The 25,210-nt window shown below is 46.5% G+C and carries 24 protein-coding genes; 3 read left to right on the top strand and 21 right to left on the bottom strand.

All coding sequences use genetic code 11. From position 1 onward, the window contains the following. Window positions 1-8: 8 nt before the first annotated feature. The 15 genes from ACYVD3_RS04270 to ACYVD3_RS04200 form a co-directional block, all read right to left on the bottom strand. Window positions 9-2,705, bottom strand: a complete 2,697-nt coding sequence (locus ACYVD3_RS04270) for a GH36-type glycosyl hydrolase domain-containing protein (RefSeq protein ID WP_460641264.1) — start codon at window positions 2,703-2,705, stop codon at window positions 9-11. A 338-nt stretch (window positions 2,706-3,043) separates the two neighbouring features. Continuing rightward, a complete protein-coding gene (gene purD / locus ACYVD3_RS04265; protein WP_460641263.1) occupies window positions 3,044-4,318 on the bottom strand; it encodes a phosphoribosylamine--glycine ligase in 1,275 nt (424 codons plus the stop codon). Beyond that, the gene (purN, locus tag ACYVD3_RS04260) at window positions 4,315-4,917 is read right to left on the bottom strand and encodes a phosphoribosylglycinamide formyltransferase (RefSeq protein WP_460641262.1); all 603 of its coding nucleotides are present in this window, start codon (window positions 4,915-4,917) and stop codon (window positions 4,315-4,317) included. The genes purD and purN overlap by 4 nt, the downstream gene beginning before the upstream one ends. Beyond that, window positions 4,911-5,936, bottom strand: coding sequence for a phosphoribosylformylglycinamidine cyclo-ligase (gene purM / locus ACYVD3_RS04255; RefSeq protein ID WP_460641261.1), 1,026 nt, complete (start codon window positions 5,934-5,936; stop codon window positions 4,911-4,913). Before purM ends, purN begins: the two co-directional genes overlap by 7 nt. 23 nt (window positions 5,937-5,959) lie before the next feature. Further along, entirely contained in the window at window positions 5,960-6,478 is a 519-nt protein-coding gene (gene purE / locus ACYVD3_RS04250) for a 5-(carboxyamino)imidazole ribonucleotide mutase (RefSeq protein WP_460641260.1), read from the bottom strand. A gap of 246 nt (window positions 6,479-6,724) precedes the next feature. After that, on the bottom strand, window positions 6,725-8,560 hold the full coding sequence (locus tag ACYVD3_RS04245) for a methyl-accepting chemotaxis protein (RefSeq protein ID WP_460641259.1): 1,836 nt from the start codon (window positions 8,558-8,560) through the stop codon (window positions 6,725-6,727). 222 nt (window positions 8,561-8,782) lie between these two features. Then, complete coding sequence (locus tag ACYVD3_RS04240) at window positions 8,783-10,858, bottom strand: aminopeptidase (RefSeq protein WP_460641258.1); 2,076 nt, start codon at window positions 10,856-10,858, stop codon at window positions 8,783-8,785. 5 nt (window positions 10,859-10,863) lie between these two features. Then, window positions 10,864-11,184 carry a calcium:proton exchanger gene (locus tag ACYVD3_RS04235; RefSeq protein ID WP_460641257.1) on the bottom strand — a complete coding sequence of 107 codons (321 nt, stop codon included), beginning with the start codon at window positions 11,182-11,184 and terminating at the stop codon, window positions 10,864-10,866. Then, window positions 11,153-11,650, bottom strand: coding sequence for a VanZ family protein (locus tag ACYVD3_RS04230; RefSeq protein ID WP_460641256.1), 498 nt, complete (start codon window positions 11,648-11,650; stop codon window positions 11,153-11,155). Before ACYVD3_RS04230 ends, ACYVD3_RS04235 begins: the two co-directional genes overlap by 32 nt. An 82-nt stretch (window positions 11,651-11,732) precedes the next feature. Continuing rightward, complete coding sequence (locus tag ACYVD3_RS04225) at window positions 11,733-11,882, bottom strand: hypothetical protein (RefSeq protein WP_013272290.1); 150 nt, start codon at window positions 11,880-11,882, stop codon at window positions 11,733-11,735. Between the two features lie 168 nt (window positions 11,883-12,050). After that, window positions 12,051-12,728, bottom strand: coding sequence for an orotate phosphoribosyltransferase (pyrE, locus tag ACYVD3_RS04220; protein ID WP_460641255.1), 678 nt, complete (start codon window positions 12,726-12,728; stop codon window positions 12,051-12,053). Between the two features lie 31 nt (window positions 12,729-12,759). Continuing rightward, window positions 12,760-13,662: a dihydroorotate dehydrogenase gene (locus tag ACYVD3_RS04215; RefSeq protein ID WP_460641254.1), complete on the bottom strand. Its 903-nt coding sequence runs from the start codon at window positions 13,660-13,662 to the stop codon at window positions 12,760-12,762. Then, window positions 13,663-14,439: a dihydroorotate dehydrogenase electron transfer subunit gene (locus ACYVD3_RS04210; protein WP_460641253.1), complete on the bottom strand. Its 777-nt coding sequence runs from the start codon at window positions 14,437-14,439 to the stop codon at window positions 13,663-13,665. Between the two features lie 10 nt (window positions 14,440-14,449). After that, entirely contained in the window at window positions 14,450-15,367 is a 918-nt protein-coding gene (pyrF, locus tag ACYVD3_RS04205) for an orotidine-5'-phosphate decarboxylase (RefSeq protein WP_460641252.1), read from the bottom strand. Window positions 15,368-15,421: 54 nt separating this feature from the next. Further along, window positions 15,422-16,078, bottom strand: a complete 657-nt coding sequence (locus ACYVD3_RS04200) for a YkgJ family cysteine cluster protein (protein WP_460641251.1) — start codon at window positions 16,076-16,078, stop codon at window positions 15,422-15,424. A 451-nt stretch (window positions 16,079-16,529) separates the two neighbouring features. On the opposite strand from ACYVD3_RS04200, the gene ACYVD3_RS04195 reads away from it, so the two are divergent. Next, a complete protein-coding gene (locus ACYVD3_RS04195; RefSeq protein ID WP_460641250.1) occupies window positions 16,530-16,943 on the top strand; it encodes an Hsp20/alpha crystallin family protein in 414 nt (137 codons plus the stop codon). Window positions 16,944-17,025: 82 nt separating this feature from the next. Here the strand turns inward: ACYVD3_RS04195 and ACYVD3_RS04190 are convergent, their stop codons facing one another. Both ACYVD3_RS04190 and pepF read right to left on the bottom strand, forming a co-directional pair. Further along, window positions 17,026-17,799 (bottom strand): nitroreductase family protein, encoded by a 774-nt coding sequence (locus ACYVD3_RS04190; RefSeq protein WP_460641249.1) that lies wholly within the window; start codon window positions 17,797-17,799, stop codon window positions 17,026-17,028. Between the two features lie 34 nt (window positions 17,800-17,833). Then, a complete protein-coding gene (gene pepF / locus ACYVD3_RS04185) occupies window positions 17,834-19,618 on the bottom strand; it encodes an oligoendopeptidase F (RefSeq protein ID WP_460641248.1) in 1,785 nt (594 codons plus the stop codon). Between the two features lie 246 nt (window positions 19,619-19,864). On the opposite strand from pepF, the gene ACYVD3_RS04180 reads away from it, so the two are divergent. Further along, the gene (locus ACYVD3_RS04180; protein ID WP_460641247.1) at window positions 19,865-20,632 is read left to right on the top strand and encodes a GNAT family N-acetyltransferase; all 768 of its coding nucleotides are present in this window, start codon (window positions 19,865-19,867) and stop codon (window positions 20,630-20,632) included. Between the two features lie 3 nt (window positions 20,633-20,635). Here ACYVD3_RS04180 and ACYVD3_RS04175 read toward each other — a convergent pair whose 3' ends face one another. Next, window positions 20,636-21,271 carry a GNAT family N-acetyltransferase gene (locus tag ACYVD3_RS04175; protein WP_460641378.1) on the bottom strand — a complete coding sequence of 212 codons (636 nt, stop codon included), beginning with the start codon at window positions 21,269-21,271 and terminating at the stop codon, window positions 20,636-20,638. A 169-nt stretch (window positions 21,272-21,440) separates the two neighbouring features. Here ACYVD3_RS04175 and ACYVD3_RS04170 point away from each other — a divergent pair, with 169 nt between their 5' ends. After that, on the top strand, window positions 21,441-22,133 hold the full coding sequence (locus tag ACYVD3_RS04170) for a PocR ligand-binding domain-containing protein (RefSeq protein WP_460641246.1): 693 nt from the start codon (window positions 21,441-21,443) through the stop codon (window positions 22,131-22,133). 55 nt (window positions 22,134-22,188) lie between these two features. Here the strand turns inward: ACYVD3_RS04170 and ACYVD3_RS04165 are convergent, their stop codons facing one another. The 3 genes from ACYVD3_RS04165 to ACYVD3_RS04155 form a co-directional block, all read right to left on the bottom strand. Next, complete coding sequence (locus ACYVD3_RS04165) at window positions 22,189-22,917, bottom strand: YebC/PmpR family DNA-binding transcriptional regulator (RefSeq protein ID WP_460641245.1); 729 nt, start codon at window positions 22,915-22,917, stop codon at window positions 22,189-22,191. A 272-nt stretch (window positions 22,918-23,189) separates the two neighbouring features. Beyond that, complete coding sequence (locus ACYVD3_RS04160; RefSeq protein WP_460641244.1) at window positions 23,190-24,593, bottom strand: hemolysin family protein; 1,404 nt, start codon at window positions 24,591-24,593, stop codon at window positions 23,190-23,192. A 185-nt stretch (window positions 24,594-24,778) separates the two neighbouring features. Then, window positions 24,779-25,126 carry a type II toxin-antitoxin system PemK/MazF family toxin gene (locus ACYVD3_RS04155; RefSeq protein WP_054740115.1) on the bottom strand — a complete coding sequence of 116 codons (348 nt, stop codon included), beginning with the start codon at window positions 25,124-25,126 and terminating at the stop codon, window positions 24,779-24,781. Window positions 25,127-25,210 lie beyond the last annotated feature (84 nt).

Below are 25,210 nucleotides of genomic sequence, written 5' to 3'. Positions count from 1 at the left end.
CTGCCCTCCTAATTCAGCTCAACCGTAATGGTATGAAGCTCCTGGTCCGGTAATTTTAAAAGCTTCTCTCTTTCAATCCCCCAATCTCCATTAAGGTGATGACAGGGAACTCCATTCACCGTAACACCGGTTATCCCATAGGCATCCGGGTCTAAATTCCGGGGATTCCTGTAAATGACCTTTAAACTTTTTCCGGCAAACACCATGGATACCCAGGCCTGATGGTGCTCATCAAACTGTTCTTTTAACAACTGAGGTTTAAAAACCAGATCTCCATAATGTCCTCTGATCCCAAACATCTCAGTGACAACCGTAACCAGATACCAACTGGCGGCCCCTGTGAGATAGTGATACACTCCTCTTCCCCTGGCATCCACATATTCTGGAATTCCCGGGTATATCCTGCTCTTTTCAGAATCGCTGCAATGGTCAAACAAGGACAGGAGGGCATGGTACCCTTCCTTTGATGCATTTCGCTTATACAAGGCATTTCCAAACATAGTGGCCATATGGGAGAATACCGCCCCGTTTTCCTTATGTCCGTAGGCAAAGCCAAACATCCTGCCTAAATCCATTTTTACCTCGTTAAAATCCGTATTCAGCCGGTATCCTCCGATTTCCTTTCGGTACAGGAGGGTATGGGAAGCCTTTACAATCTCCTTGACCTGGGGATCCGCTGCAACTCCTGACATGAGAGAAAACACCTGGCTGGTGAGCATCATGCGCACCCCTGCTTCTGTTTCACCCTCCACTTTGTTTCCGGAATTGTCATAATATCCGTTATACCAGCCATACCCTTCCTTGGAATCAATCCATTCCGTTTCCCTTATATGATTATAAATCCAGGAGGCTTTTGCCAATAAATCCGCCTGTAATTCCTCGCCCTTTATGATCACCTTTTTTCCCGAAACACGGTGAGAGCAGCTTCTGCAATAACCGTTGAGTATTTCCTGCTTCCTCCTGATGTCATCATAAACAGCCCGGTCCTCTGACAGCAAGTTCCTAACTTCCTGGGCGACTTCAAATTCCTCTGCTCCCTGGGCTTTCAGCGCTTCTAAAAAGCCGGCCAGACCTTTTAAATTATATCCATACATACAGGTAAAAGCCACGCTCTCTCCCCTCTGGGAAGCCATATCCAGCGCATCGTTCCAGTCTGCGCCCCTGATCCTCATATGGTTGTGTTCTCCCACATCATAAAAGGATGTGAGATTCTGGACCAGAAGATGCTCCAGGACTGTTCCTGAATAAATCTGGTCCCGGCCATCCCGCAGCAATTCCCCGTCTTCTGTTTTCCATTGGAGATCCTTTTCCTCCCCGCGGCACACCTGCATATCCTTAAAGTAGCTGTTGTTTTCCAGCAAAATCCCAAGATCCCCGGTCTGATGGATATACAATTCCGTAGTCAAAAAAGGCCAGACTCCATGATCCATCCAGACTCTTGTAATGTTGTTTCTATCTGCAATAAACTCTCCCTGCCCGCTTCCGATGATCGTGGCGTTGGTTCCATCCATCCGCACTCCGCCGAAATTATCAATTAACATCTGTCGGACTCCTGACGGATTCATCATCAGCAGGGCCAGGCAGTCCTGCCACAAATCTCTCCATCCACGTCCGCCTTTCCCATAGTCATGATGGGGCAAAAAGGAGCAGCCGTAAATTCTCCGCAGCATGGGCTGAAAGCCTACCCACCGCATCCAGAGGTCAAAAACAGGATTGCCCGTTTTAAATCTGACGTTCACCTTGTGGTTCCAATATTCTGCGGTCTGTTCCCAGGATCTGTCAAATGCCCTTTCACTAAGAAATTGGCCGCAGTTTTGTATCAGCTCTTCTTCCGTATTTCCATAGCCCAGAGCCACAACATAGGTTATTTTTTCCTTAGGCCCCACCCTGCATTCCTGAAAGCAAAGCCCTCCCAGGGCTTCATAGCCTCCGGTCTCAAAATCCTCGTTCTGAGGCTTTAGCGGGTTTTCATGCAAGGCTTTTGGGTTTTCAAGGCTGCCCCCTTCTCCGATGTAATCCTCCAAAACCGGATAATATCCCACAGGCCCCTGGGATTCACTGCCGCCAAACACGCCGTAAGCCCGGTGATTGCACTTATGGCCCCGTTCATCAAAGGTCATGGCAGGCGTCACAATGACTCCGGAAGACTTTGTCTTAATTCTATGGAGAAGCGCCGTCACATGCCGGTGGTCCCTGATGTTATCCGCGGAACGGGCATAGAGGGGAATGGCTGTGACTACCTGAAAGTTTTTATATTGGGAAGAGGTATTTTCAATCTGGATCTTCATCAGCTCCACACTCTCTCCGGTGGACGGCACAACGCTGCTGATTTCACCTTTTATTCCTATCTGTTCTGAAGTTCTTGTGATCTTATGATGCATGAAGCCTGCTTCCACAGCCATTGGCTCCTTGTTTTCGGAAAACATCTGGGCCTGCTGCCAGGAGGAACGGCCGGTCAGGGACCATACTACGGTGCCGTCAATCCTGCACCATACATTTCTGGAGGATTTGTCGTTATGTAGATTTTCGCAACTGACTGGAGGCATTAAAAAGGAATTCTGGTCCATCTTGCTGTCCCCTCCCAGATCAGGGGATACGCAGCTCATTACCCCGGACTCATTTGCCAGTGGAAAGTATAAATAGCTGGTCAGATCCGGATTTTCCATATAAAAATCGCCCTGATTTCCTTTAAATTCATATTTCATCCCAATTTCCCATCCTTTCATACCGGTAAGTTTCTTAAAGTATATCCCAAGTGGATGGATTACTGAATTTAAATATTTTGCTGAATAGGTAACTTTTTTTACTTTCTCAGGGAAAGTGTGCATCCATAGCAAAGGTTTTTTCATATAGCAGGGAATCCCAGAGACATTTCCTGCTATATGAAAAACAGGACAAAAACAGGCTGCCGCTGCCTGTTTTTGTCCTGCTGTCACTGTTTTTCCATATCCCACAGCAGATCATCTGCTGATGGTAACCCTTACCCGTCACAATGAAGCTCTGCATCAAACATACTCTGAGAACGATCTGACCATGGGATTTTTTATCCTTCCTCAATCCCCTTGCCAATATCCCGCCTCATATACTTATTCTCAAAAGAGACCCATTTAACCGCCTCATAGGCATGTTCCCCGGCCTCTTTTAAATCCATGCCAACTGCCGTCACTCCCAGCACTCTTCCGCCGTCGGTCACCACAGTTCCGTTGCCATCCAATTTACTTCCGGCATGAAAGGCAAAATATCCATCCTGGCCTTTAAATGCTTCCAGCCCTGCAATGGGAAATCCTTTTTCATACTTCTCCGGATATCCCTCTGACGCAAGGACCACACAGACCGCCGCGTTTTCTTCAAACTGCAGGTCAATCTGGTCCAAAGTCCCGTCAATGCAGGCTTCAAAAACCTCCACAATGTCATTCTTCATCCGCGGAAGCACCACCTGTGTCTCAGGATCCCCGAACCTGGCATTGTACTCCAAAACCCTGGGGCCTTTTTCCGTCAGCATCAGTCCAAAGAATATGATTCCCTTAAATTCCCGGCCCTCTGCTTTCATGGCATCCACAGTGGCCTGATAAATATAGGCTTTACAGAACGCATCCACCTCTTCCGTATAAAACGGACTTGGAGAAAAGGTTCCCATTCCTCCTGTATTAAGGCCCTGGTCCCCGTCCTTTGCCCGCTTATGGTCCTGGGCGGATGTCATAATTTTAACAGTCTTTCCATCTACAAAGGAAAGCACCGATACTTCCCGGCCAATCATGAATTCTTCCGCCACGATCCGGTCCCCTGCAGAGCCAAAGCGCTTATCAAGCATCAGAGCCTTCACTCCGTTTTCAGCCTCTTCCCTTGTGCTGCATATTAAAACTCCCTTTCCCAAAGCCAGGCCGTCAGCCTTTAAAACAATGGGCATTTGGGCTGTCTTTAGATAGGATAAAGCTGCCTCCGGGGAATCAAAGACTTGGTATCCTGCTGTGGGAATCCCGTATTTCTTCATCAGATCCTTGGAAAATGACTTGGAGCCTTCCAGCAAAGCCGCAGATTTCCGGGGACCGAACACCCGAAGCCCTGCTGCCTCAAAGGCATCCACCGCTCCTGCCACCAGAGGATCATCCGGGCCTATGACGGTGAGATCGATCTCCTTCTCCCTGGCAAAAGCCACCTGCCTGTCAAAATCCATGACACCAATGTCCACGCATTCCGCAATTTCCCTGATTCCTGCATTTCCTGGGGCACAATATAATTTGTCAACCTTAGGGCTTTGGGATATTTTCCATGCGATTGCATGCTCACGCCCGCCGCCGCCTATGATCAAGACCTTCATTCCGGTTCCTCCTGTCCGTTTGCAATAAGCTGTATGGCCTTTGGAAGGATCAGCCATTCCGCCTCTTCCATGACACGCCGCTGCAAAATCTCCGGCGTATCTCCTTCCAGAACCTCAACTGCCTTCTGCAAAAGAATCGGCCCCGTATCCATCCCATCATCCACATAGTGGACCGTAGCTCCCGTAACCTTCACGCCCCTGGCCAGGGCAGCTTCATGGACCTTAAGTCCATAATACCCCTTTCCGCAAAAAGACGGGATGAGGGAAGGATGAACGTTGATGATACGGTTCCTGTACTTTTGTATCATGGCCTCTGGAACAGTAACCAAATATCCGGCAAGGACGATTAAGTCAAGGCAGTATTGGTCTACCTTTAAAAGAAGGGCTTCGTAAAACTCCTCTCTCCCCTTGAAATCCCCGGGAGAAATGGAGAAAGCTTCAATCCCATGATTCCTGGCCCGTTCCAGGGCATAAGCATTCCGGTTATTGCTGATGACCACCTTTACCTCCGCATTGGTGATCTTTCCACAGTCTATGGCATCTAAAACCGCCTGAAGATTGGTTCCCCCGCCGGAAACCAACACGCCGATTCTCAGCATAAAGTCACGCCCTTCTCTCCTCTTTCCGTACGGCCGATGACGTATGGAATCTCCCCTGCCTTGCGGATGGCCTCCATGACTGTATCCGCATCTGACGGGCTCACTGCAAGAACCATTCCGATTCCCATATTATAGGTATTGTACATGGTTTCTTCCCCAATAGCGCCTTTTTTTGCCAGCAGACGGAAGATGGCAGGCACCTGATAGCTGCTGGTTTCAACCACCCCACGAATGCCTTCCGGAAGCATACGGGGGATGTTCTCATAAAAACCGCCTCCTGTGATGTGGCTGCAGGCTTTGATCACGGCTCCGCTTTCTTTTACACGTTTTAAGGCATTTACGTAGATCTTGGTAGGAGTGATTAACGCCTCGCCAAGAGTTTTCCCCAATTCCTCATAATAAGTGTCCAGGCTTTCTTTTGTCATGTCAAACACCTTGCGCACCAGGGAAAATCCATTGCTGTGAATGCCGGAAGAAGCCATTCCAATGAGCACATCCCCCTCCTTAACGTCAGCCCCGGTGATAAGATCCTTCTCATCCACCACACCTACTGAAAAGCCAGCCAGATCGTACTCATCTTCCGGATAAAACCCAGGCATCTCCGCTGTCTCACCGCCGATCAAGGCGGCATTGGCCTGTTTGCAGCCATTTGCCACACCGCTTACGATCTGAGCGATCTTTTCCGGGTAATTCCTTCCGCAGGCAATATAGTCCAGGAAGAATAAGGGTTCACCGCCAGCACAGGCGATATCATTGACACACATGGCCACACAGTCGATTCCAATGGTATCGTGCCTGTCCATTAAAAATGCAAGCTTCAGCTTTGTGCCCACTCCGTCGGTTCCTGACACCAAGGTGGGTTTTTCCATATTTTTAAAGGCTGACATGGAAAATGCCCCTGAAAATCCTCCGATCCCTCCAAGAACCTCCGGCCTCATGGTTTCCTGCACATGCTTTTTCATCAATTCCACCGATCTGTATCCGGCTTCAATGTCCACTCCGGCATTCTTATAATCCATTTTTCTCCTCGCCTCCGACTTTCTCATTTCTTCATCTGGGATAAATATTCCTCATAACCGACCTGATCCAGCTTTTCCGCTTTTTGTGCAATCTCATTTTTTAAATTTTCCGAGTATTCCTTCAGTTTTCCCAAAAGTGCTTCATCACTCACTGCTAAAATCTTAGCCGCAAGGATCCCCGCATTGGTTCCTCCGTTAATGGCAACAGTGGCAACCGGAACTCCGGAAGGCATCTGAACGATGGAATAAAGAGAATCCACGCCGCCAAGATCTGAGGTCTTCATGGGAATTCCGATCACAGGCATGGAAAACAGGGCGGCACACATTCCGGGAAGATGGGCTGCCTTGCCTGCCCCGGCAATGATGACCTTCACGCCTCTTGCTTCCGCCGTTTTGGCATATTCGAAAAATATATCCGGTTCCCTGTGGGCAGAGATCACAGTCATTTCAAACTCCACCCCGAATTTTTTCAAAACATCTGCCGCCTGAGCCATAACAGGCATATCAGAATCACTTCCCATAACAATGGATACCTTTGCCATAGTAAATTCTCCTTTTGATTTTATTTGTTGTGATTACTCATTATTTGCAGTAATGGAATTTATTAGTTTAACTAATAAATATTGCATATTAATTAACTCACGCTTATCAATATAATACTAGCTTTTTTCTGCTGCGTCAATGGTTTTTCTTTAAAAATTTATGTCTCCCCAGAAGGATACAAAAAGGGCGGGAAAACCGGAAAGATAATTTCCTCTTTCCCGGCCCTCCCGCCTGACTATGTATGGTTAATACTTTCCGCCTCCAAATGAGGATTGCTCTTCAAAATAAACAGGATCAATGGTGAGAACCGGGTCCTCCTGGTCTCCTCCGTAAACCTGAATTTCCGGCTGAAAATCCCTGGATCTTGTTTTTGCTTTGGATTGAGGCGCCTTTTCTTCCTTCTCTCCGTCATAAAGCTTAAAGCCCTGGACAAGTCCCTTCATGATCTGGGCCTGACCTGACAGCTCCTCACTTGCTGCGGCGCTTTGTTCCGCTGTGGCAGAGTTGGTCTGAACCACACAGGATATCTGGTCAATTCCCTGAGCCACCTGGTCAACTGCCACTGCCTGTTTGTCAGAAGCCAATGCGATCTCCTCAATGATCGCATTAATCCGCTGGCTGCCTTCCACAACCGCCCGCATAGCCTGTGTCGTCTCAGCGGTAATCCTGGTTCCGTTTTCCACCGCCTGCATGCTTTCCTCAATGAGCAGGGTGGTGTTCTTTGCCGCTTCTCCTGATTTGCTTGCAAGATTACGCACTTCATCAGCCACAACCGCAAAGCCCTTTCCTGCTTCCCCGGCACGGGCGGCCTCAACAGCCGCATTCAATGCCAGGATATTGGTCTGGAAAGCAATATCTTCAATGGTCTTTATGATCTTTCCAATTTCATTGGACTTATCGCTGATCTCCATCATAGCCCGGTTCATTTCAGACATTTTCTCATTGCTCTTTGATACGTTCCCGGCTGATTCTTCTGACTTAAAACGTGCCTCTTTTGCATTTTGGGCATTGGTGTTTATCTGGTTTGATATATCGCTAACAGCAGCAGCAAGCTCCTGGATAGAAGAAGCCTGTTCCGCAGCTCCCTGAGACAATGCCTGGGCGCCGGAGGATACCTGCTCCGAACCATTGGCCACCAGATCGGCCGACTGGTTAATGCGGAAAAGGGCTTCGCTTAAGTTGTTCCTGATTCCCCGCATAGCCAGAAGAATGGGTTCATAATCCAGGACATACTGTTCCCGGTGCTTGGAGCCAACCTGGAAATCACCCATTGCCAGCGCTCCCAGCAGGCTGCTGATATCATCAATCATGTTTCCAATATTGGAAATGGTGGCCCGCATGCTGTCGGCCAAGGAGCCAAGCTCATCCTTTGACTGGTAATTTAAAAGGACATGGAGACTTCCCTTTGACATTTCCTCTGCCGCCTTTTCGATCTCTTTTACAGGTGCCACGATGCTCCTGGTGGTGAAAAGGGAAAAGCCCAAGGTAACCAGTACGGCAAGGATCTGCAAAGCAACCACTGTGGTCTGGGTGATCCCTACCAGCTTCTGAGCGTTCTCATAATTATCATCAGCATATTCATTGGCGGAATCACTGATCCTGACCAGATCTTCCTGAACCTTGGTGAAATAAGGGTCTAATGATTCAAAGAATATATCCGCCGCCTGTCTGGTCTTATTTTCCCTTGCCAGGCCAAACACCTTGTCCTTGTAAGGCAGGGCTTCATTCAAGGTTTTTTCAACGCTGCTCACCAGGGCCTGGTCCCCCCGGTAGTTTTCCTTTAAGAACTGCATTCTTTTCTGGAAATCCTCCAGATCTGCCTCCGCAGCATCCACATAACCTCCGGTAGTCTTTAAATCAAGGCTCATGGTGGCATACCCTACATTCTTTGCCGCAGACTGGATATCACGTCTCATCTCAAGAACCTGTACACTGACCTGGTGTCCATTATTAAAAAAATCCACAAATTTACCGTTGCTTTGTCTTAAGCTTACCACAGAAATGGTGGAAACTATTAAAAACAGCATCAGAATAGCTCCAAAAGCAAGTCCAATTCTTACACCAATCTTTAAACTCTTCACCTTTGTCCTCCATTCACTTTATCTATCATATTTTTATATACCAATGAATCAACGGAATATGCAGGCATATCCGCCTGATTCATAAATTTAAGGTTGAAAGAAGTTTTTCTTTCAACCTTAACCTTCGTATATTTTATCGGCAAGCACTTTTATTATATAAGCATTTTCATATAATTTGTCAAATATTTGCATATTTTTTCGTTTTTTCAAACTTTTTCGCAATTAATCCTCAGATAAAGGGATATTTAATTCCTCCGTGCCTTTTAATATGAACCTTCCGTCGTCAATGATCAATATCCGTTTTCCCGAAGCCGTGACAGCCTCTATCTTATCCAGCTCCGCATAAGGAATGGTTATATCCGTATGACAGCTAAAATAAGCCTTTGATGGATCCTCTTTCCTCAGCATGGATACTTCATTATCTCTTGCGATCACTTCTTTGCCGTTGGGGTTATAAACCGGGCTTTCCTCCGCCCAGCTATAACAGGTGTCGCCCACTGCAAAATGAGGTCCCATTTTTTCCACGATCAAAATGGGAAGCTTATCAATGATTCCGAATTTTCTGGCCATGGCGTAAGCCGTAGTATTGGTGCCTATGGCAAATTCCCCCATGGGAAGGGTGTCGTGGTTCTTTAAGATTACCTGTTTTACCAGCGCCTTTCCCTCATCCGGATCTTCAAAGTTGCTGCAGGAATAATCTTTTATCATGCCATTTTCAAAAGTCATGATAAGATCTTTAAACTGGAAATCCGTAATATACACGGAACTGACTGACAGAGTCCCTTCCGTTCCTGTAAGCCTTGGGGATGTGAACACCTCTCCAAGGGGAATGTTTACATCAGCCACACAGTTTTCAAACTTTGTTTCCTTATCCCTGTCTGCCAGCGGATAAAGAGCCACCTTAAGACGGGTCCTGTTGTTTCCTTTTCCAGTCACCTCCACATATTCCGCCTCATCCAGAACATCAATAACCGCCTGCTGGATCGCCTTATATTTTTCGTAATCCAGGGTGTTGATGGCAATGGTTTCTTCGAAGATCTTTTCAAAATCCTCTCCGATTTCAGGCACCGGGAAAGCAATGATGGTAAAGCTGGTCTCATCTCCAGGCACATACTGATTGAGGATTCTTGAGGTCTCATTGGACATTTCCGCTGAAAGCTTTTCCTGTCTGACATCCAGACGGTTGGCTTCCGGCTTATTTACCGGCTCAAAGCCTTCTTTTCCAAAGGTTTCAAGGACCGCAGGACCGGCAAAGGCTGCCGCCTGCTCTTTGTAGGTTTCATAAGCCACCTTTAAAACCGCTGCCTTCCGGTCCTTAAACGCTTTGTTTAAATAAAGGGCATCATCATAACGGTGGTCATAATTATACTGCCTGTTGGGAGATGTGCTGTAATAACCGGATTTCCGGCCGGCATTGGTGTTGACCATCCAGACGGCCGCACGGCAAAGGATCACTTTAAGGCCAAGCTTCTCAAAATTCTCCATGGCATACTTCACCATACGCTCAAAGCCCAGCTCATAGCGGATCTGCACTGCACTCTTTTTCTTTAAATCCCTTCCCATCACCTCAAAGCCTTTGCGGTACCCTTCTGTATAGGTATCCGCCATAAGGCGCACCGTTTCCTCAGGAAGGGAGTTTAAAAACTCTGCAGTTTTTAACTCTGAGTCGGAAATATACTCTCCAAAATAATACAAATACCGAAGATCCCCTAAATCATTCTCCCGGATGATATCCACGGCAAAAGAAAGGGTGGGATCAAGTCCTTCCCTGACACGGAAGGTAACTGTATGATCCGTATAATCGCTGACAAACCAGTAAATCACTTCTTTTATTGCGGAAACCTCAGGGATTCCCTCTTCAAACATATTGTAAATTTCAATCAGTGTTTCATTTAAAATGGTAAAATCAATAAGCCTCCACTCATGGACGAAAACAATGTCTCCCCGTATCTCCTTATACAAATACGAAAGAAGCTGGCCGTAACCTTCTCCCAGTTTTGATACTGCATACGCCGGGTTTGCATAGCTTTCTTCATAATGGCCGGGTAAAATATCCTGATAAAGCTTCTGGTTCCATTCTTTTAAGACCTCTGCAGAAGCGGTCTTCTGATCTCCGGCCTCAAGGAACCGGAGATACTCCTCCATCATGCCGATAAAGGATGCCGTCCTGGCAAAATAATCACGGTACGGTTCCTCCACGGTACGCTCTGATGCCATCTGCCTGATCCGTTCCATGGACAGCTCAAAACGTTCCATAATATTCTCATTTTCCTGCTGAAACATCACTCGATAATCCATAATTTTTACCCCTTTATTCCTATAATGATGAGAACTGCCCAAAGAATGATCAGGCTCAAACTGATCCCCATCCCAATCTTAGACAGTATGTATTTTTTTTCCCTTTCAAAAAAAGAAAGGACACCGTAAATCAGTGAAAAAACGGAAATCATCAGGCTGCAGAAGCAGACGGCCGCCACATTAAGCTGTGCCTGGCCTTCTGCCATTACAGAGCTGACAATTCCGATGATCCCGAGGGCCAATGCCCCAATCGCAAGTCCCAGAGAGAGAAAGCTTCGCTTTGCAAAGGACTTTCTAATGTAGGACACTCTTTTCTGCTTTTGCACGCCTTTTCCTCCTAACTCTTACTCTTATGTGCTGAACGATTTTATACAGGATGTACCCTAAGATACCTCCCAGTGTATTCAGTATCATGTCATCCACATCAAAGCTGCCAACCTTGAAAACAAGCTGGATGGTCTCGATGCTTAAGCTGAAGAGAAAGCTTAACAGCACCGTATTAAACCAGCGGCGGCTCCTGCGGCTGATGACAGGAAGAAAGAAACCGCAGGGCATAAAGCCCACAATATTGCCTACGATATTCAGCAGAAAGGACTCCATTCCAACCACATGGCGGTAAATGATAAAACGCCGTATTTCCTTAAATGGGGTCAGATTGTATGCATATTCCTCCTGAGCATGGCTGCCCCTGCCAAAATAATCGGAAAAAAATAAAAAGTATGCCAAAAAGATCAGGTAAAATATGAAGATTACCCAACCCATTTTCTGCCGTTTAGTCGTATTTTTAATCATAACAGCTCCATCTATACGCGGAAAAAGGGAGAGGCTGCATAAAGCCACACCCTTTTAGCAGCATCCTCTCCAATAATAACAGTTAAAATGTGATTTCAGATTTTCTCTTCAGCAGAAGCGCTCCGTTTATAATTGATACGGTTCCGGCTGCAAGTCCGATCACGGTCACTACAATCCCAACAGCAATGTTTAAGGCTCCAATATTTCTCATCGTCTTATAAACTCTTTCCATATCAAACTCTCCTCTCTTTATTCCTGCCCATGCATTTTGGGCATAAAGGTATCCCTGGAAGGGGTCTCTTTATTCCTGCCCATGTTCTTTGGGCATAAAGGCATCCCTGGAAGGGGTTTCCTTATTCCCGCCCATGCTCTTTGGGTATAAAGGTATCCCTGGAAGGGGCTATTTTACGCCATAGACTTGGTAATAAGCGTCAATTGCCCCTTTGATGGCATCATCGATCATAACCTTTCCATCGTACTCCCTGTTATGCAGATGTTCAATGACCTCTGCCATAGAAACAATGGCAGCCGCTTTAAACCCATACTTTTCCTGAATCTCATCCAAGGCTCCCTTGTCTCCTTTTCCCTTTTCCATACGGTTTAAGGAAACCATAAGTCCTAAGATCTCCACATTTCCCTGGCCCTTGATGATGGGGAAGGTCTCTTCAATGGATTTTCCCGAGGTGGTCACATCCTCAATGATCACAACCCGGTCTCCATCCTTAATGGGGCTTCCAAGAAGGATGCCTGCATCACCGCCGTGATCCTTCTCCTCTTTTCTGTTTGAGCAGTATTTGATTTCCTTTCCGTACAGCTCATGAAAGGCAATGGAAGTGGCAACGCTTAATGGGATCCCCTTATAAGCAGGTCCAAACAGGACATCAAAATCATCCCCAAAATTATCGTGGATGGCCTTTGCATAATATTCTCCCAGCTTTTTAAGCTGTGCCCCTGTCACATAGGAGCCTGCGTTCATAAAAAACGGAGATTTTCTTCCGCTTTTCAGTGTGAAGTCGCCAAATTTCAGGACATTGCTGTCCACCATAAATTCAATAAATTCCTGCTTATACTGTTCCATTTTTTTATCCTCTCTATTCAAAATCATGGGATTACCGTACAGCCCCTATCAGTTCCCTGATGTTTTCGATCTGATATTTCTTCATATAATCTTCTATGCCACTGACTACCTCTTCCGCTGCATAGGGATTCCGGAAATTGGCCGTTCCCACGGAAACAGCCGTAGCTCCTGCCAGAATGAATTCCACTGCATCCTCTGCATTCATAATTCCGCCCATGCCGATAATGGGAAGTTTTACCGCATTGGCCGCCTGATATACCATGCGCACCGCAATGGGCTTAATGGCCGGGCCTGATAAGCCTCCTGTTTTATTGGCCACCGCAAAGGTGCGGCGGTTAATGTCGATTTTCATACCGGTTAAGGTGTTAATAAGGGACAGCACATCTGCGCCTCCGGCTTCAGCCGCCTTTGCCATTACCCCAATGTCCGTTACGTTGGGACTCAGCTTCATAATAACCGGCTGCTTTGCATACTTTTTCACTTCCCTTGTTATGGCTTCCACTGCTTTTGGATCCTGCCCGAAGGCAATTCCTCCCTCTTTGACGTTGGGGCAGGAAATATTGATCTCCAGCATGTCCACCGGCTCATCTGCCAGCCTCTCCACAACTTGGATATAATCCTCTGTGGTCTTTCCGCAGACATTGACAATGATTTTCGTATCGTACTGCTTTAAAAACGGAATGTCTCTCTTAATGAAGACCTCCATTCCCGGATTCTGCAGGCCGATGGCATTGATCATGCCTCCGTAGGTTTCCGCGATTCTGGGCGTCGGGTTACCAGGCCATGGCACATTGGCCACACCCTTTGTAACCACAGCTCCCAAATGATTCAAATTGATCATCTCGCTGTATTCCTCACCGGAACCAAAGGTGCCGGAAGCAGTCATAACCGGATTCTTAAGCTCCACTCCGGCCAGATTCACTTTCGTATTCATCTAAAATTCTACCTCCTCAGCCTTAAATACCGGACCATCCTTGCAGATACGCTTGTTATTGACCATGGAATGTTCATCTACCTGGGAACTTTTACAGACACAGGCAAGGCAGGCCCCAATGCCGCAGGCCATCTTTTCCTCTAAAGAAAGATAACATTCCATTTCATTTTCAAAAGCATAAGCCTTAAGCGCCTTAAGCATGGGAGTAGGACCGCAGGCAAAGATCACATCCCCTTTTAAGCCATGCTCCCGGATGGCATCCAGGACATTTCCCTTTGTTCCGGCGCTTCCATCCTCAGTGGCAACATAGGTATCCCCATAGGGACAGAATTCTTCATTTAAAAACAAGGCATCCCGGTATCCAAGAATCACCTGCTTCTGACAAGGCAAATGCTTTGCCAGCTCCAGCATGGGAGGAATCCCGATTCCCCCGCCGATCAAAAAAGCTTTTTTCCCTTTTTCTCCGGCTTCCAGTGGAAATCCATTGCCCAAGGGCCCCAGGATCTCAATGGTGTCCCCTGCCTTGTAATGGGAAAACTCTTCCGTTCCCCCTCCAACGACCCGGTATACCAGCCTTAAAAGACCCTTTTCCTTATCAATCTCGCAAATGCTGATAGGGCGGGGCATAAGCTTTGATCCATCCTTTGTATATAAGTCAACAAACTGTCCCGGCGCTGCCTGGGCAGTAATTTCTTTTGTCTCGATCCACATACTGTATACATCATCGCCAAGCCATGTCTGGCTTGCAACCACTGCGTTTTCCTTAACTTTTGCCATTACCTCTCTCCTATAATACCCTGTTGATATCGGAAACCATGTCAATGACCGCCTGTCTGGAGGCTTCACCGAAATGCTCCCCGCCAAACCGGGCGTAGCTTTCAGATTTATAAGCTGCAATGATTCCTCTGGAGGAGTTTACAATGGCTCCTAAGCCATCCTCATTAAAGCAGGGCTTTAAATCCTCTGCCGTTCCCCCCTGGGCGCCGTATCCAGGCACCAGGAAATAGGTGTTGGGCATGAGCTTTCGGAGAATCCTGCTCATCTCCGGATAAGTAGCTCCCACAACAGCCCCTACATTGCTGTAAACGCCATCCATGGAGTCCGCTCCCCATTCAACCACTTTTTCTGCAACCAGCTCGTACAATGGTCTTCCGTCGATCAGCCTGTCCTGGAATTCCCCGCTGGAAGGATTGGAGGTTTTCACCAGAACGAAAAGGCCCTTGTCCTCTTCCCTGCACACATCCACAAAGGGCTTCACGCCATCGGTCCCCAAATAAGGATTGACCGTAAGGAAATCTGTACCGAAAGCAGAAAAGCTTTTGTTTCCAACCTTCACATGGCCGATGTGAGCCGCAGCATAAGCGGCTGAGGTGGAACCAATGTCTCCTCTCTTAGCATCTCCAATGACGAAAAGCCCCTTTTCCTGGCAATAGTTTACAGTCTTTGTATACGCTTTCAGGCCTTCGATGCCAAACTGCTCGTACATGGCGATCTGAGGCTTAACGGATGGGATCAGATCATATACATGATCAACGATTTCTTTATTGAACTGCCAGATAGCTTCCGCAGCGCCTTCTAAGGTTTCACCGAATTCTTCAAACGCCCTCTTTGTTACATGCTCCGGTATATAGTTTAACATCGGGTCCAAACCTACACAGATCGGTGCCTTTGTTTTCTGAATTTTGTCTATTAACTGCCTGATCATAGCTTCCTCCTTGGATCTCTTCGCCCTTGTTTTTCTCTATTCTTTCCAATTCTATCATAAGAAGGAACTGGCTTCAAGCCTTTTGCCAAACTGATCGTAAAAATCCTGCTCCCTGTCATAAGGCGTAAGATAGAACTGTTTTAAAACATACATGCTGACCTTATTTGCATATATCTGGTCCCCGTTTTCCTCAATCTTTCCTTCCAGCCGCTTCAGGAAGAAATGCCAGTCAGACACAAACTTCTCATACCTTTTTACATCAGGGGTATCGATCCATTTGCGCACCTTTACCTTAGCCCTGCTTTCCCGCCTGCACTCATGTACCTGGAGAAAATATTGAAACCCCTGTTCTCCATAGATCCGCCCTAAGGGAAACAGACGGCAGACACCGGGACGGAAGCTGTGGATCCCGCATCGTCCCTCATGATCCAGAAACCCGCACCTTTCCTCTTTTCCTCCCATTTTTAAATTGGGAAGTACGATCCCATCCACCACATTGAGCTCCAGATTATGATCCAGCAGCGCCTCCAGGGTACAGCGGAGATTTTCTGTCAGCCGGAAGCAGTCGAGGGGATCCAGGATGACGGACTGCCCCATCCCCTGGCAGCAGGCCGAACAGCCCGTGCAGTCACCGCAGTCCGCCTTTACCATATCGTTTAAACCATATAATTTTCCATCTGATATCTCTTTCCAATGGATTTCCCGTTTCATGAATGATTTCCTCATTTCCGCCCATGTTCTTTGGGCATAAAGGTATACCCGCAGGGTGTTTCCTCATTTCCGCCCATGCTCTTTGGGCATAAAGGTATACCCGCAGGGTGTTTCCTCATTTCCGCCCATGCTCTTTGGGCAGTGCCCACCCCGCTTTATCGGGTGTAAAGGTATACCCGCAGGGTGTTTTTTCAACTTTCTTTTTAACAAACATGGTTATTCTACCATCTCTTGTTCCCACATTCAATGGGGATTTCTCTCTTTTTTATTCGTTAACGCGGCATTGGTTAAAGGAATATGCAAGTGTATTCCTTCGGCTCATCACTTATAAGAAATTAGCACTCACCTCTTGACAGTGCTGATAACGTGTGTTATATTACATGTATAACAAACAAAAAGACACCGGAAATACCGGTGGCATATAAATAATTCAAAAAAGGAGGAACTTTTTATGTTATTAACCAGAAGAAACAACTTATTTGATGAATTTTTCAATGATCCATTTTTCACGGATGCCTATCACAACAGACAGGCTCTCATGAAGACAGACATTGAGGATGACGGAACCAGCTATGTCATTGAAATGGAGCTTCCGGGATATAAAAAGGAAGATGTACGGGCCGAATTAAAAGAAGGATATCTGACCATTTACGCGGACACTGTTTCCGAAAACGAAGTAAAGGACCAGAAAAATTATATCCGCCGGGAACGCTACAGCGGCTCTGTGAAAAGAAGCTTTTATGTAGGCTCCGGCTTAAGGCAGGAAGATATCAAGGCGGCCTTTGAAAACGGCATCTTAAAGCTGGTCGTACCAAAAGAAGCTCCAAAGCAGATTGAGGAAAACCACTACATCACCATTGAATAAAACACCTGTTGAACATGGACAAAAAGGGAAGGTCTCAAATAGAGGACCTTCCCTTTTTGTCTGTACCAGTAAAAGAAGTTGATCAGACTTTATACTCATTAAAAAATGCCGTAGTCACATAGGCACCGCTTTTATAAGACTTTTTCTCCATGGCTTTCTCTGCTTCCAGCTTCACATTCATCCACATTTCTTCCGCAGCAATGGTCAGATGAGAAAGCATGATCCCTGTGCCGATCTCCCGCATGGATGCAAGAGCAGACGACGGCAGAAATTCCCTGCAGGAAAAAACATAAATTCTGTCATGATATATGATAAAACGCCAGGGCTGGGTATTCATGGCCGACGGAGCAAGGCGGACAGCCCTTAAAATATTCTTCATGGATTCCCCGGCTTCTTCCTTAAACACGCACAATTCCTTTAAAGGAAGCCGCTTGGCCGTTGCAGGGTCACGGTAAAGCAGGGTCTTGGGATAGCCGAAGGCAACTACGATCACCTGCTTCATTCCTGACGGCCCAGGCTCCGGAACCTTGGTGTTTCCCAGATAACAGGTTCCAAGCCCCTTTCCTGTCATATACAAAAGAACATGTTCCATTACATATCCTGCATTTGCCAGATATCCTTCCTTTTCCTCGGAATAAAATACCAGGTAATAAGGAGCTTCCACCTTCCACAGCCCCTTGACAGGCAGATGGTCATCCAGATTTTCACTTATCTCCATTTTGATCTGAATATCCCCATGAAGCCTTGGTACATTTTCCCCGAAAAAAAGAATGTCCTTTATCAACTGGTCCGGCACCGGTTCCTTCTTAAATTTCCTGATGGATCTTCTTTTAAATATCATCTGATACAGATTCATACCTGCTCCCCTCTCCTCTATCCAACAATCAGACCTAAATAAGCCGGCTCATTTCCTCCAAAAGTCCGGCAAATACCTTCAACGCATCCTTTACCGGCTCTGCCGTCCCCATGTCAACGCCGCACAGCTTTAAAAGGTCTATGGGAGTCATGGAATTTCCGCCGCTTAAAAATTCATAATAGCCTTTGACCGCATTCTCATCTCCTTTGAGAATCCTGCTGCTGATGGCAATGGCTGCCGAAAAACCTGTAGCGTACTGGTATACGTAAAACGGTGTATAAAAATGGGGGATCCTGGACCATTCATAACCGATTTCCGGATCAACCACCATATCCGGGCCAAAATATTCCTGATTCAGCCGCTGGTATATCCTGCAAAGGACTTCCCCGGTAAGAACCTCGCCTTCCCCTGCCCGGCGGTGAGTCTCCGCTTCAAATTCTGCAAACATGGCCTGCCGGTAAAGAGTGCCCCGGAAACTGTCCATAAAATGATTTACAAGATAGGCTCGTTCCTTCTTATCTGACGTAATTTCCAATAAGTGCCGGATGAGCAGTGCTTCATTGCAGGTAGAAGCCACCTCTGCCACAAAGATCTTGTAGCCTGCATCAACATAAGTCTGGTTTTTATCGGAAAACCAACTGTGGAGGGCATGCCCCATCTCATGAGCCAGGGTGAAAACACTGTCCAATGTCCCGTTAAAGTTTAACAGCACATAGGGATGGATCCCGTAAACTCCCCAGGAATAAGCACCGCTGCGCTTTCCCTCATTCTCATATACATCGATCCACCGGTTATCAAACCCTTCTCTTAAAAGAGATAAATATTCTTCCCCCAAAGGTCTAAGGCCTTCCAGAACCATGGCCTTTGCTTCTTCAAAGGTGATTTTACGTTCTTCCCTTGAAACCAGGGGCACATAAAGGTCATACATATGAAGTTCTTCTACTCCAAGGGCCTTTTTTCTGATGGATATATATTCATGGAGAAAGGGAAGTTCCTCATGAACCGCCTTTATAAGATTGTCATACACGTCCTCCGGAATCTCATTTTCCCCAAGGGAATGGGCTCTGGCTGAAAGATAATTTCTTGCCTTGGCATAAAAGGCCGCCTGTTTTATATTGGAAGAAAAGGTGGCTGCCAGGGTATTGACAAACTGCCCGTAGACGCCGTACAGAGCTTCAAATGCGGACTTTCTCACACTCCTGTCCTGCTTTTCCATGAGTGCAATATAATTTCCATGGGTGATCCTTATGGGCTGATTCTTTTCATCCATGATTTCGGGGAATTTCACATCAGCATTGTTAAACATATGAAAGATCTCCGAAGAGCCGGAGGTGGCTTCCATGGACTTTGCCAGCAGGGCTTCCATAGGGGCTGACAGAGTATGGGCCTTTTTCTTTAAGATAATTTCAAAGGTCCTGTCGTAACGCTTAAGCTCAGGCGTATTCTTCCGGTACTCAGAAAGGGTCTCCTGGGGTATGGCCAGGATTTCCGGTACTAAAAAGGAGGACAGCCCGGCCGCCTCATAAGAAAGGGACTTTGCCCTGGAGGAAAATTCCTGATATCTGGCATTGCCCGTATCTTCATCGGATTTCTGTTTTCCGTAGACAAACAATGTTTCTATGTTCAGGGACATCTCCTCGTCAAACCTTAAGCAGGAAAAAAGCATCTCGCCGGAATCGGCCAGATGTCCTTCGTAACGCTTATAACCTGAAAGCGAGCTTTCTGTTTCACGGAACAGATCCTCCCAAGCACTCTCTGACGGCAGAATGTCCGCCAGGTTCCAGGTATCGCAAACCGGTATTTCTTCTCTCTTTTTCAAATCGATCCCTCCAACTGTTCACTTGTGTTTATTCTATCACCCATATTTCAAAGAGACAATCAGCAATATGGAAAATATTTTATTGAATTTTCACGTTTTTTTATTGTATTATATTATCGGAAGCAAAAAACCCTTCCAATAATCGGATGGACGGGGCACAGAACGCCCCTTTTATCTTCACTTGCGTTGCAAGTTCAGATAAACTATACTAACTATACTATACGAAAACGAACCAGGAGTACTGCCATGAATATCATACGAACGAAAACCCCCAGCGAAACCCAGATAAGCAACCTGCTTCACCTGCAGGAAACCTGCAGAAAGCATGACCATATTTCCCTCACCTTTCCCATGGAAGAGGATTGCACTTTTTACTTATTATACGACGAAGACGGCCTCTTATCCGCCCTTTCCGCCTTTTTTAATGAAAACGGGGCGTATGAATCCTGCGCCTATACCCTTCCCGCAGACAGGCGGAAGGGATATTTTACGCTGCTTCTGGAAGAGCTCCTAAAGGATGCGGCCGACAGTGATCTGGTCTTTCCTGTAGATGAAACCTGTGAGGATACGGTCCGGACTCTTGACTCCATGGGAGCCGGACTCTGGTACCGGGAACACTTAATGGAGCTTTCATCCTCTGACCTTTCAGAAACCGGCCTGACAAAAAGCAGCCGCTTTTTTAAGGCTCTTACCCTTTCTACGACCCATGACCCGGAAGAAGGCCCCTGCCAGTGGACGTTTTTGATGGAAGGCAGCCCGGTGGGCTTCTGTTATCTGGATTTTAGGGGACCAGCCGTTTATTTTTACGGATTTGAAATTGCAGAGAATTTACGGAACCAGGGACTAGGAAGTGCCTGTCTTCTTCTGCTTTTGGAAACCTGCTTTTCACTGCCAGATCCGGAAAGACCGGAAAGGCTGTTTTTACAGGTATCCGGCCAAAACGCGCCTGCTATGGCCTTATACAAAAAGGCAGGCTTCCAGATTACAGAAAGCCTGTCATATTATGTGTATTAGAACTTATTTTATATCCCGGACCATGCAGTACTGTTTTAAATGGAGATGCTTTTCCACAATGGTGAAAACCTTAAAACCGAAATGCTCATAAAACGGCACATTGTTCTTATTGTGTGTTTCCAGGGAGATCATGAGTTTCTTCCTGTCTGCGTAGTCTATGGCCTCCTTTAACAGGAGAGAGGATAATCCATGATGCTGCATGGCAGGCCGCACCGCCAGATAAATGATGTGCAGCCGTTTCTCCTGTTCAAGCTGGTCCGTCCACTTAGAATTTAAATAATCCCTTCCCTGAAAAAAGTTCCAGAACGTTTTTAAGGAAGGATCCTCCTTAATCAGATAGCCGTCTGTTTTTAAAAGGGCGGCTGCTTCCGCCAGATAGTAATGAAAGGCATTATAAGGCTGGGATTCGTCATCCACTACAAGGATCCCGTTGATTTCCGGGCTGTCGGCATATATTTCACAAGTCTCAAAAAATTCTTCCATATCGCATTCAAATAATTCCGGGAGCAGGCGGCTCCTGGTCTTTCCGTCAGGAATCAGCCTGCAATAAAGGGGATCTCCTGCAAAGCATTCTGTCAGCAATTCCTTTAATTTTTCCACATCTTCTTTTTGTACCCGGTACAATCGACCGCTATCCATAATCTCAAACCTCTTCCATTCCTTAAACTCCGTACCATTTTTCATAACGTGCATCTAATTCTCTTCTCTTTGGCTCAACTAGCTGCTTGTAATTCCTCCTTCATTATTATATAATATTATATAGAATAATTGTACAGCACTTTACTACAGAAAGGGCGGCAAAATGAGTATGACTGATATCAAAAAATTCCTTGACCGAAACGCCTTGCAGAAAATCCAGGATCAATTTTATGAATCCACCGGCCTGGCGGCCGTTGTGACGGATGCAGAGGGGAATTACATAACAAAAGGAAGTGGTTTTTCCGGGTCCTCCCATGTAAGTCTCACGGACTTTTCTACCGACATTATCATAAACGGGGAGAAGGTGGGGGCCATCATCGGAGGGTTTCCAAAGGAGCTTCAGGAAGAGACGTTCCAAAGCGCTGCAAGGGGGACCGGCGTCAATGAAGACCCCTGGGGGGAGGAGTTTAAAACGGCCCCGGCACGGTCCGAGCACATGATCCAGGCTTCTGCACAAATGCTGGGAAACGTTGTAAACCAGTTAGTCAATCTGGAATATATAAAAACCATCACCCAGAAAAGAAATGATATTTTTGATTCGGAGATAGGTAAAATCCAGAGATCCTTAAGCGAGGTAACAAACAAGACCCACGATCTCCAGAAGGTCGCTTCCATGGAAAGCATCCTCTCCATCAATGCCTCTATCGAAGCCGCCAGGGCAGGAGAAGCAGGGGTGGGCTTTGCCGTGGTAGCCAGAGAATTCGGAGATATTTCAAAGAATTCAGGAGCCGTCTATCAAAGGATCCATGAGCTTGTTAAAGAAATGGAAGACGCCGTAAAGAATTTAACGGAAATCGGCTAAAATAAAAAAGTGAGGAAAGCCCGCCGCAAAGCTCTTTCCTCACTTTTATCATCTATTATTCATCCCAGTTATGGTAAGTGGCCTGTACGTCATCCTCTACATCAAGAAGGTCCATAAGCCGGTTCATCTTTTTAATGGAATCTTCATCCGTCAGTTCCACCCATGTCTGAGGAATCATGGTAACGCCTGCTTCCACCATGGGAACGCCTGCCGCTTCCAATGCTTCACGCACCCCGCTGAATTCCTCAGGTCCGGTAATTACTTCAAAGCTGTCCTCTTCCTCAGCAAAATCTTCTGCCCCTGCCTCTAAGGAAATCATCATCAGCTCGTCAGGATCCATCTCACACTCTTCCTTATCAATGATGATCTGGCCTTTTTTATCAAACATAAAGGACACGCAGCCGGGAGTTCCCACATTGCCGCCGCCTTTGGTAAATGCGTTTCTTACGTTTGCTGCAGTCCGGTTCTTGTTGTCTGTCAGCGTATCTACGATGATTGCAACCCCGTTGGGGCCGTATCCTTCGTATGTAATGGTTTCATAATTAACGGAACCTGCATCGCCGGCTGCTTTCTTAATACCGCGGTCAATGGTATCATTGGGCATATTGCTGGCCTTCGCCTTTGCGATAATATCACGGAGCCTACTGTTGTTTGCAGGGTCTGGTCCGCCTTCTTTCACCGCTACCGCCAATTCTCTTCCGATGATAGTGAAAATCTTGCCTTTTGCAGCATCATTTCTCTCTTTTTTGTGCTTAATATTTGCGAACTTTGAATGTCCTGACATTGTTTCCAACACTCCTTTTCTTTCTCTATTTCGTCCTTATGATCTCTTAAAAATCAACATCTTTTCTATTTTAGCACTATTTTTTTCATCTTGCAAGAAAAAATAATGCACAGCCGCCGATTCTCCCCCTTTTACCGGGAATCTCTGACAACTGTGCCTGTTTTACATTTTTGCATACTAATGAATCAAACGGATATACTTACATATTCAGTTGACGCCCGGTGAAACGGGGCACACGGTTCACAAACTCAAGGGGAAAGGCTGGGTTTCTTTCAACCTTCTCCTGAGGATTCCGAATGGGCCTCCATTTTTCTAAGCTCCGGATCTTCCTCCCGTTTCTCTTCCGGCTCCTCTTTCCAGACCCGGATGGTATGAATGATCTTATTCTCCACCCGAAGGATCTTGAAACGGTATCCCCGAATGGATACCTCCGTCTCCTCCCCTTCCTGGGGGATTCGGTCCAGCCTGGAAATCAACAGGCCGTTGACGGTATCATAGGAGTCATAATCTTCCTCGTCAAATTCAATGTTCAGGGTTTTTTCCACTTCTTCTAAAGGGGTCATGCCGCTGACGCAAAAGGAACCGTCCTCTGAGGGGACAATGTATTCTTCATCCACGTCATATTCGTCCATAATATTGCCCACGATCTCTTCCAAAATGTCTTCCATGGTCACGATCCCTGCGGTCTGCCCATATTCATCCACCACGATCACCATATGGATCTTTCTGGACTGCATCTCCTTAAACAGGGTATCGATATTCCTGGTTTCCGGAATAAAATGAGCCTCTCTGAGAAGACCCTCAATTTCCCATATCTGTCGGGACGCATTCCGTTTATTTTCTACGGCAATCAACGCATCCTTCATATGAAGGATCCCCACGATGTCATCCACATCCTTATTATAAACCGGGTAACGGGAATTAAATCCCTCTTTCAGTATGAAATTCACCGCCTCCCGGAGAGTGATCTCTCCGTCCAAAGCCACCAGGTTTTTCCGGTGGGTCATAATATCTCCGGCGTCCTTATCATTCAGTTCAAAGATGTTTGTAATCATCTCTGCTTCCCTGGCCTCTAAAACGCCCTGCTCATGGCCCTCATTCACCATGGACATGATGTCCTCTTCCGTAACGTTCTCATTATCCGTTGCCATATCAATTCCCAGAAGCTTTAAGACGAAGTAAGCCACCACATTTGCCAGCCAGGTAAAAGGGATAAGGGGTATCATGATGAGGGATACTGCAGGCAGCATCCGATAGCCCCATTTTTCAGGATTCTTTGCCGCACAGCGTTTTGGAATAATGATGCCAAAGCTGATCAAAAGCACAATCAGCGCAACAGAAACCAACAGCAGGCTGAATAAAGATATCCACTGGCTGGGATAAACCCTGCCTTTGGTAAAGATCGTTTCCAGCCTTGCTCCCAGTTCTTCCAAAACAAAAGCCCCTGTTACCATACCGATTAAATTGGTGGTGATCTGGATAGTATTTACAAACCTGGTAGGCCTGTTCACAATATGTAACAGCTTCCTGGCTTTTTCACTACCCTCTTCCATCTGGTGCTCCAGTTCGCTTGTATTCACGTTTTGGATCGCCGCTCCAAACCCATAGAATATTGCGTCCAGCACGATAAAAGCAATAAAAATAATCACGCGTATAAGCGGATTGCCATCGTCCATTCTAAAAATCTACTCCTTTTGTCCATTATCATTCGTATTTTTTCTTGTAACTATTTAGAAATATACCATTTTCTCAGTAATCCGTCAAGGAAGTTCGATTCGCCTTTGGCTCACCGAACGGCGAATCTGCTAAATTAAAACTGCACTTCCCTTGCTTTTATGAAGCAACTTCTGCCAATGGTGAACTATGTATCCAGTTCCAGGCTCACCCTTAATGCACAGTCCACTTCCTGTTGAAGTTCCTCATCGATATGACAGATCTTTTCCTTCAGCCTCTGCTTATCTATGGTGCGAAGCTGCTCCAGAAGGATCACTGAATCCTTGATCATATCGCATTTTTTTGTGTCCAGCTCCACATGGGTTGGTAGCTTTGCCTTGTTCATTCTTGAGGTAATTGCCGCACAGATTACGGTAGGGCTGTGCTTGTTACCTATGTCGTTCTGTATAATAAGAACCGGACGGATACCGCCCTGCTCAGAGCCCACGACTGGCCTTAAATCGGCATAATAAATGTCTCCACGTCTGATTATCACACTCTCACACTCCGTCAATTATTTAGGAAGTCCGATTTGCCTCACGGCTCACCGAACGGCTAATCCGCCAGATTCAGACTGCGC

Source organism: Lacrimispora brassicae, assembly GCF_054772055.1.
The sequence above is the reverse complement of the archived record's forward strand: the minus strand, read 5'-3'. Positions and strand labels throughout refer to the sequence as shown.

Excerpts from the sequence above, each read along its gene's own strand:
- purM (WP_460641261.1), bottom strand. The coding sequence starts at position 5,936 with ATGGATTATAAGAATGCCGGAGTGGACATTGAAGCCGGATACAGATCG.
- ACYVD3_RS04165 (WP_460641245.1), bottom strand. The coding sequence starts at position 22,917 with ATGTCAGGACATTCAAAGTTCGCAAATATTAAGCACAAAAAAGAGAGA.
- purD (WP_460641263.1), bottom strand. The coding sequence starts at position 4,318 with ATGAAGGTCTTGATCATAGGCGGCGGCGGGCGTGAGCATGCAATCGCA.
- purE (WP_460641260.1), bottom strand. The coding sequence starts at position 6,478 with ATGGCAAAGGTATCCATTGTTATGGGAAGTGATTCTGATATGCCTGTT.
- ACYVD3_RS04195 (WP_460641250.1), top strand. The coding sequence starts at position 16,530 with ATGTTATTAACCAGAAGAAACAACTTATTTGATGAATTTTTCAATGAT.
- ACYVD3_RS04210 (WP_460641253.1), bottom strand. The coding sequence starts at position 14,439 with ATGGCAAAAGTTAAGGAAAACGCAGTGGTTGCAAGCCAGACATGGCTT.
- ACYVD3_RS04200 (WP_460641251.1), bottom strand. The coding sequence starts at position 16,078 with ATGAAACGGGAAATCCATTGGAAAGAGATATCAGATGGAAAATTATAT.
- purN (WP_460641262.1), bottom strand. The coding sequence starts at position 4,917 with ATGCTGAGAATCGGCGTGTTGGTTTCCGGCGGGGGAACCAATCTTCAG.
- ACYVD3_RS04170 (WP_460641246.1), top strand. The coding sequence starts at position 21,441 with ATGACTGATATCAAAAAATTCCTTGACCGAAACGCCTTGCAGAAAATC.
- ACYVD3_RS04180 (WP_460641247.1), top strand. The coding sequence starts at position 19,865 with ATGAATATCATACGAACGAAAACCCCCAGCGAAACCCAGATAAGCAAC.
- pyrE (WP_460641255.1), bottom strand. The coding sequence starts at position 12,728 with ATGGAACAGTATAAGCAGGAATTTATTGAATTTATGGTGGACAGCAAT.
- ACYVD3_RS04225 (WP_013272290.1), bottom strand. The coding sequence starts at position 11,882 with ATGGAAAGAGTTTATAAGACGATGAGAAATATTGGAGCCTTAAACATT.
- ACYVD3_RS04270 (WP_460641264.1), bottom strand. The coding sequence starts at position 2,705 with ATGAAATATGAATTTAAAGGAAATCAGGGCGATTTTTATATGGAAAAT.
- ACYVD3_RS04215 (WP_460641254.1), bottom strand. The coding sequence starts at position 13,662 with ATGAATACGAAAGTGAATCTGGCCGGAGTGGAGCTTAAGAATCCGGTT.
- ACYVD3_RS04160 (WP_460641244.1), bottom strand. The coding sequence starts at position 24,593 with ATGGACGATGGCAATCCGCTTATACGCGTGATTATTTTTATTGCTTTT.
- pyrF (WP_460641252.1), bottom strand. The coding sequence starts at position 15,367 with ATGATCAGGCAGTTAATAGACAAAATTCAGAAAACAAAGGCACCGATC.
- ACYVD3_RS04240 (WP_460641258.1), bottom strand. The coding sequence starts at position 10,858 with ATGGATTATCGAGTGATGTTTCAGCAGGAAAATGAGAATATTATGGAA.
- ACYVD3_RS04175 (WP_460641378.1), bottom strand. The coding sequence starts at position 21,271 with ATGGATAGCGGTCGATTGTACCGGGTACAAAAAGAAGATGTGGAAAAA.
- ACYVD3_RS04190 (WP_460641249.1), bottom strand. The coding sequence starts at position 17,799 with ATGAATCTGTATCAGATGATATTTAAAAGAAGATCCATCAGGAAATTT.
- ACYVD3_RS04230 (WP_460641256.1), bottom strand. The coding sequence starts at position 11,650 with ATGATTAAAAATACGACTAAACGGCAGAAAATGGGTTGGGTAATCTTC.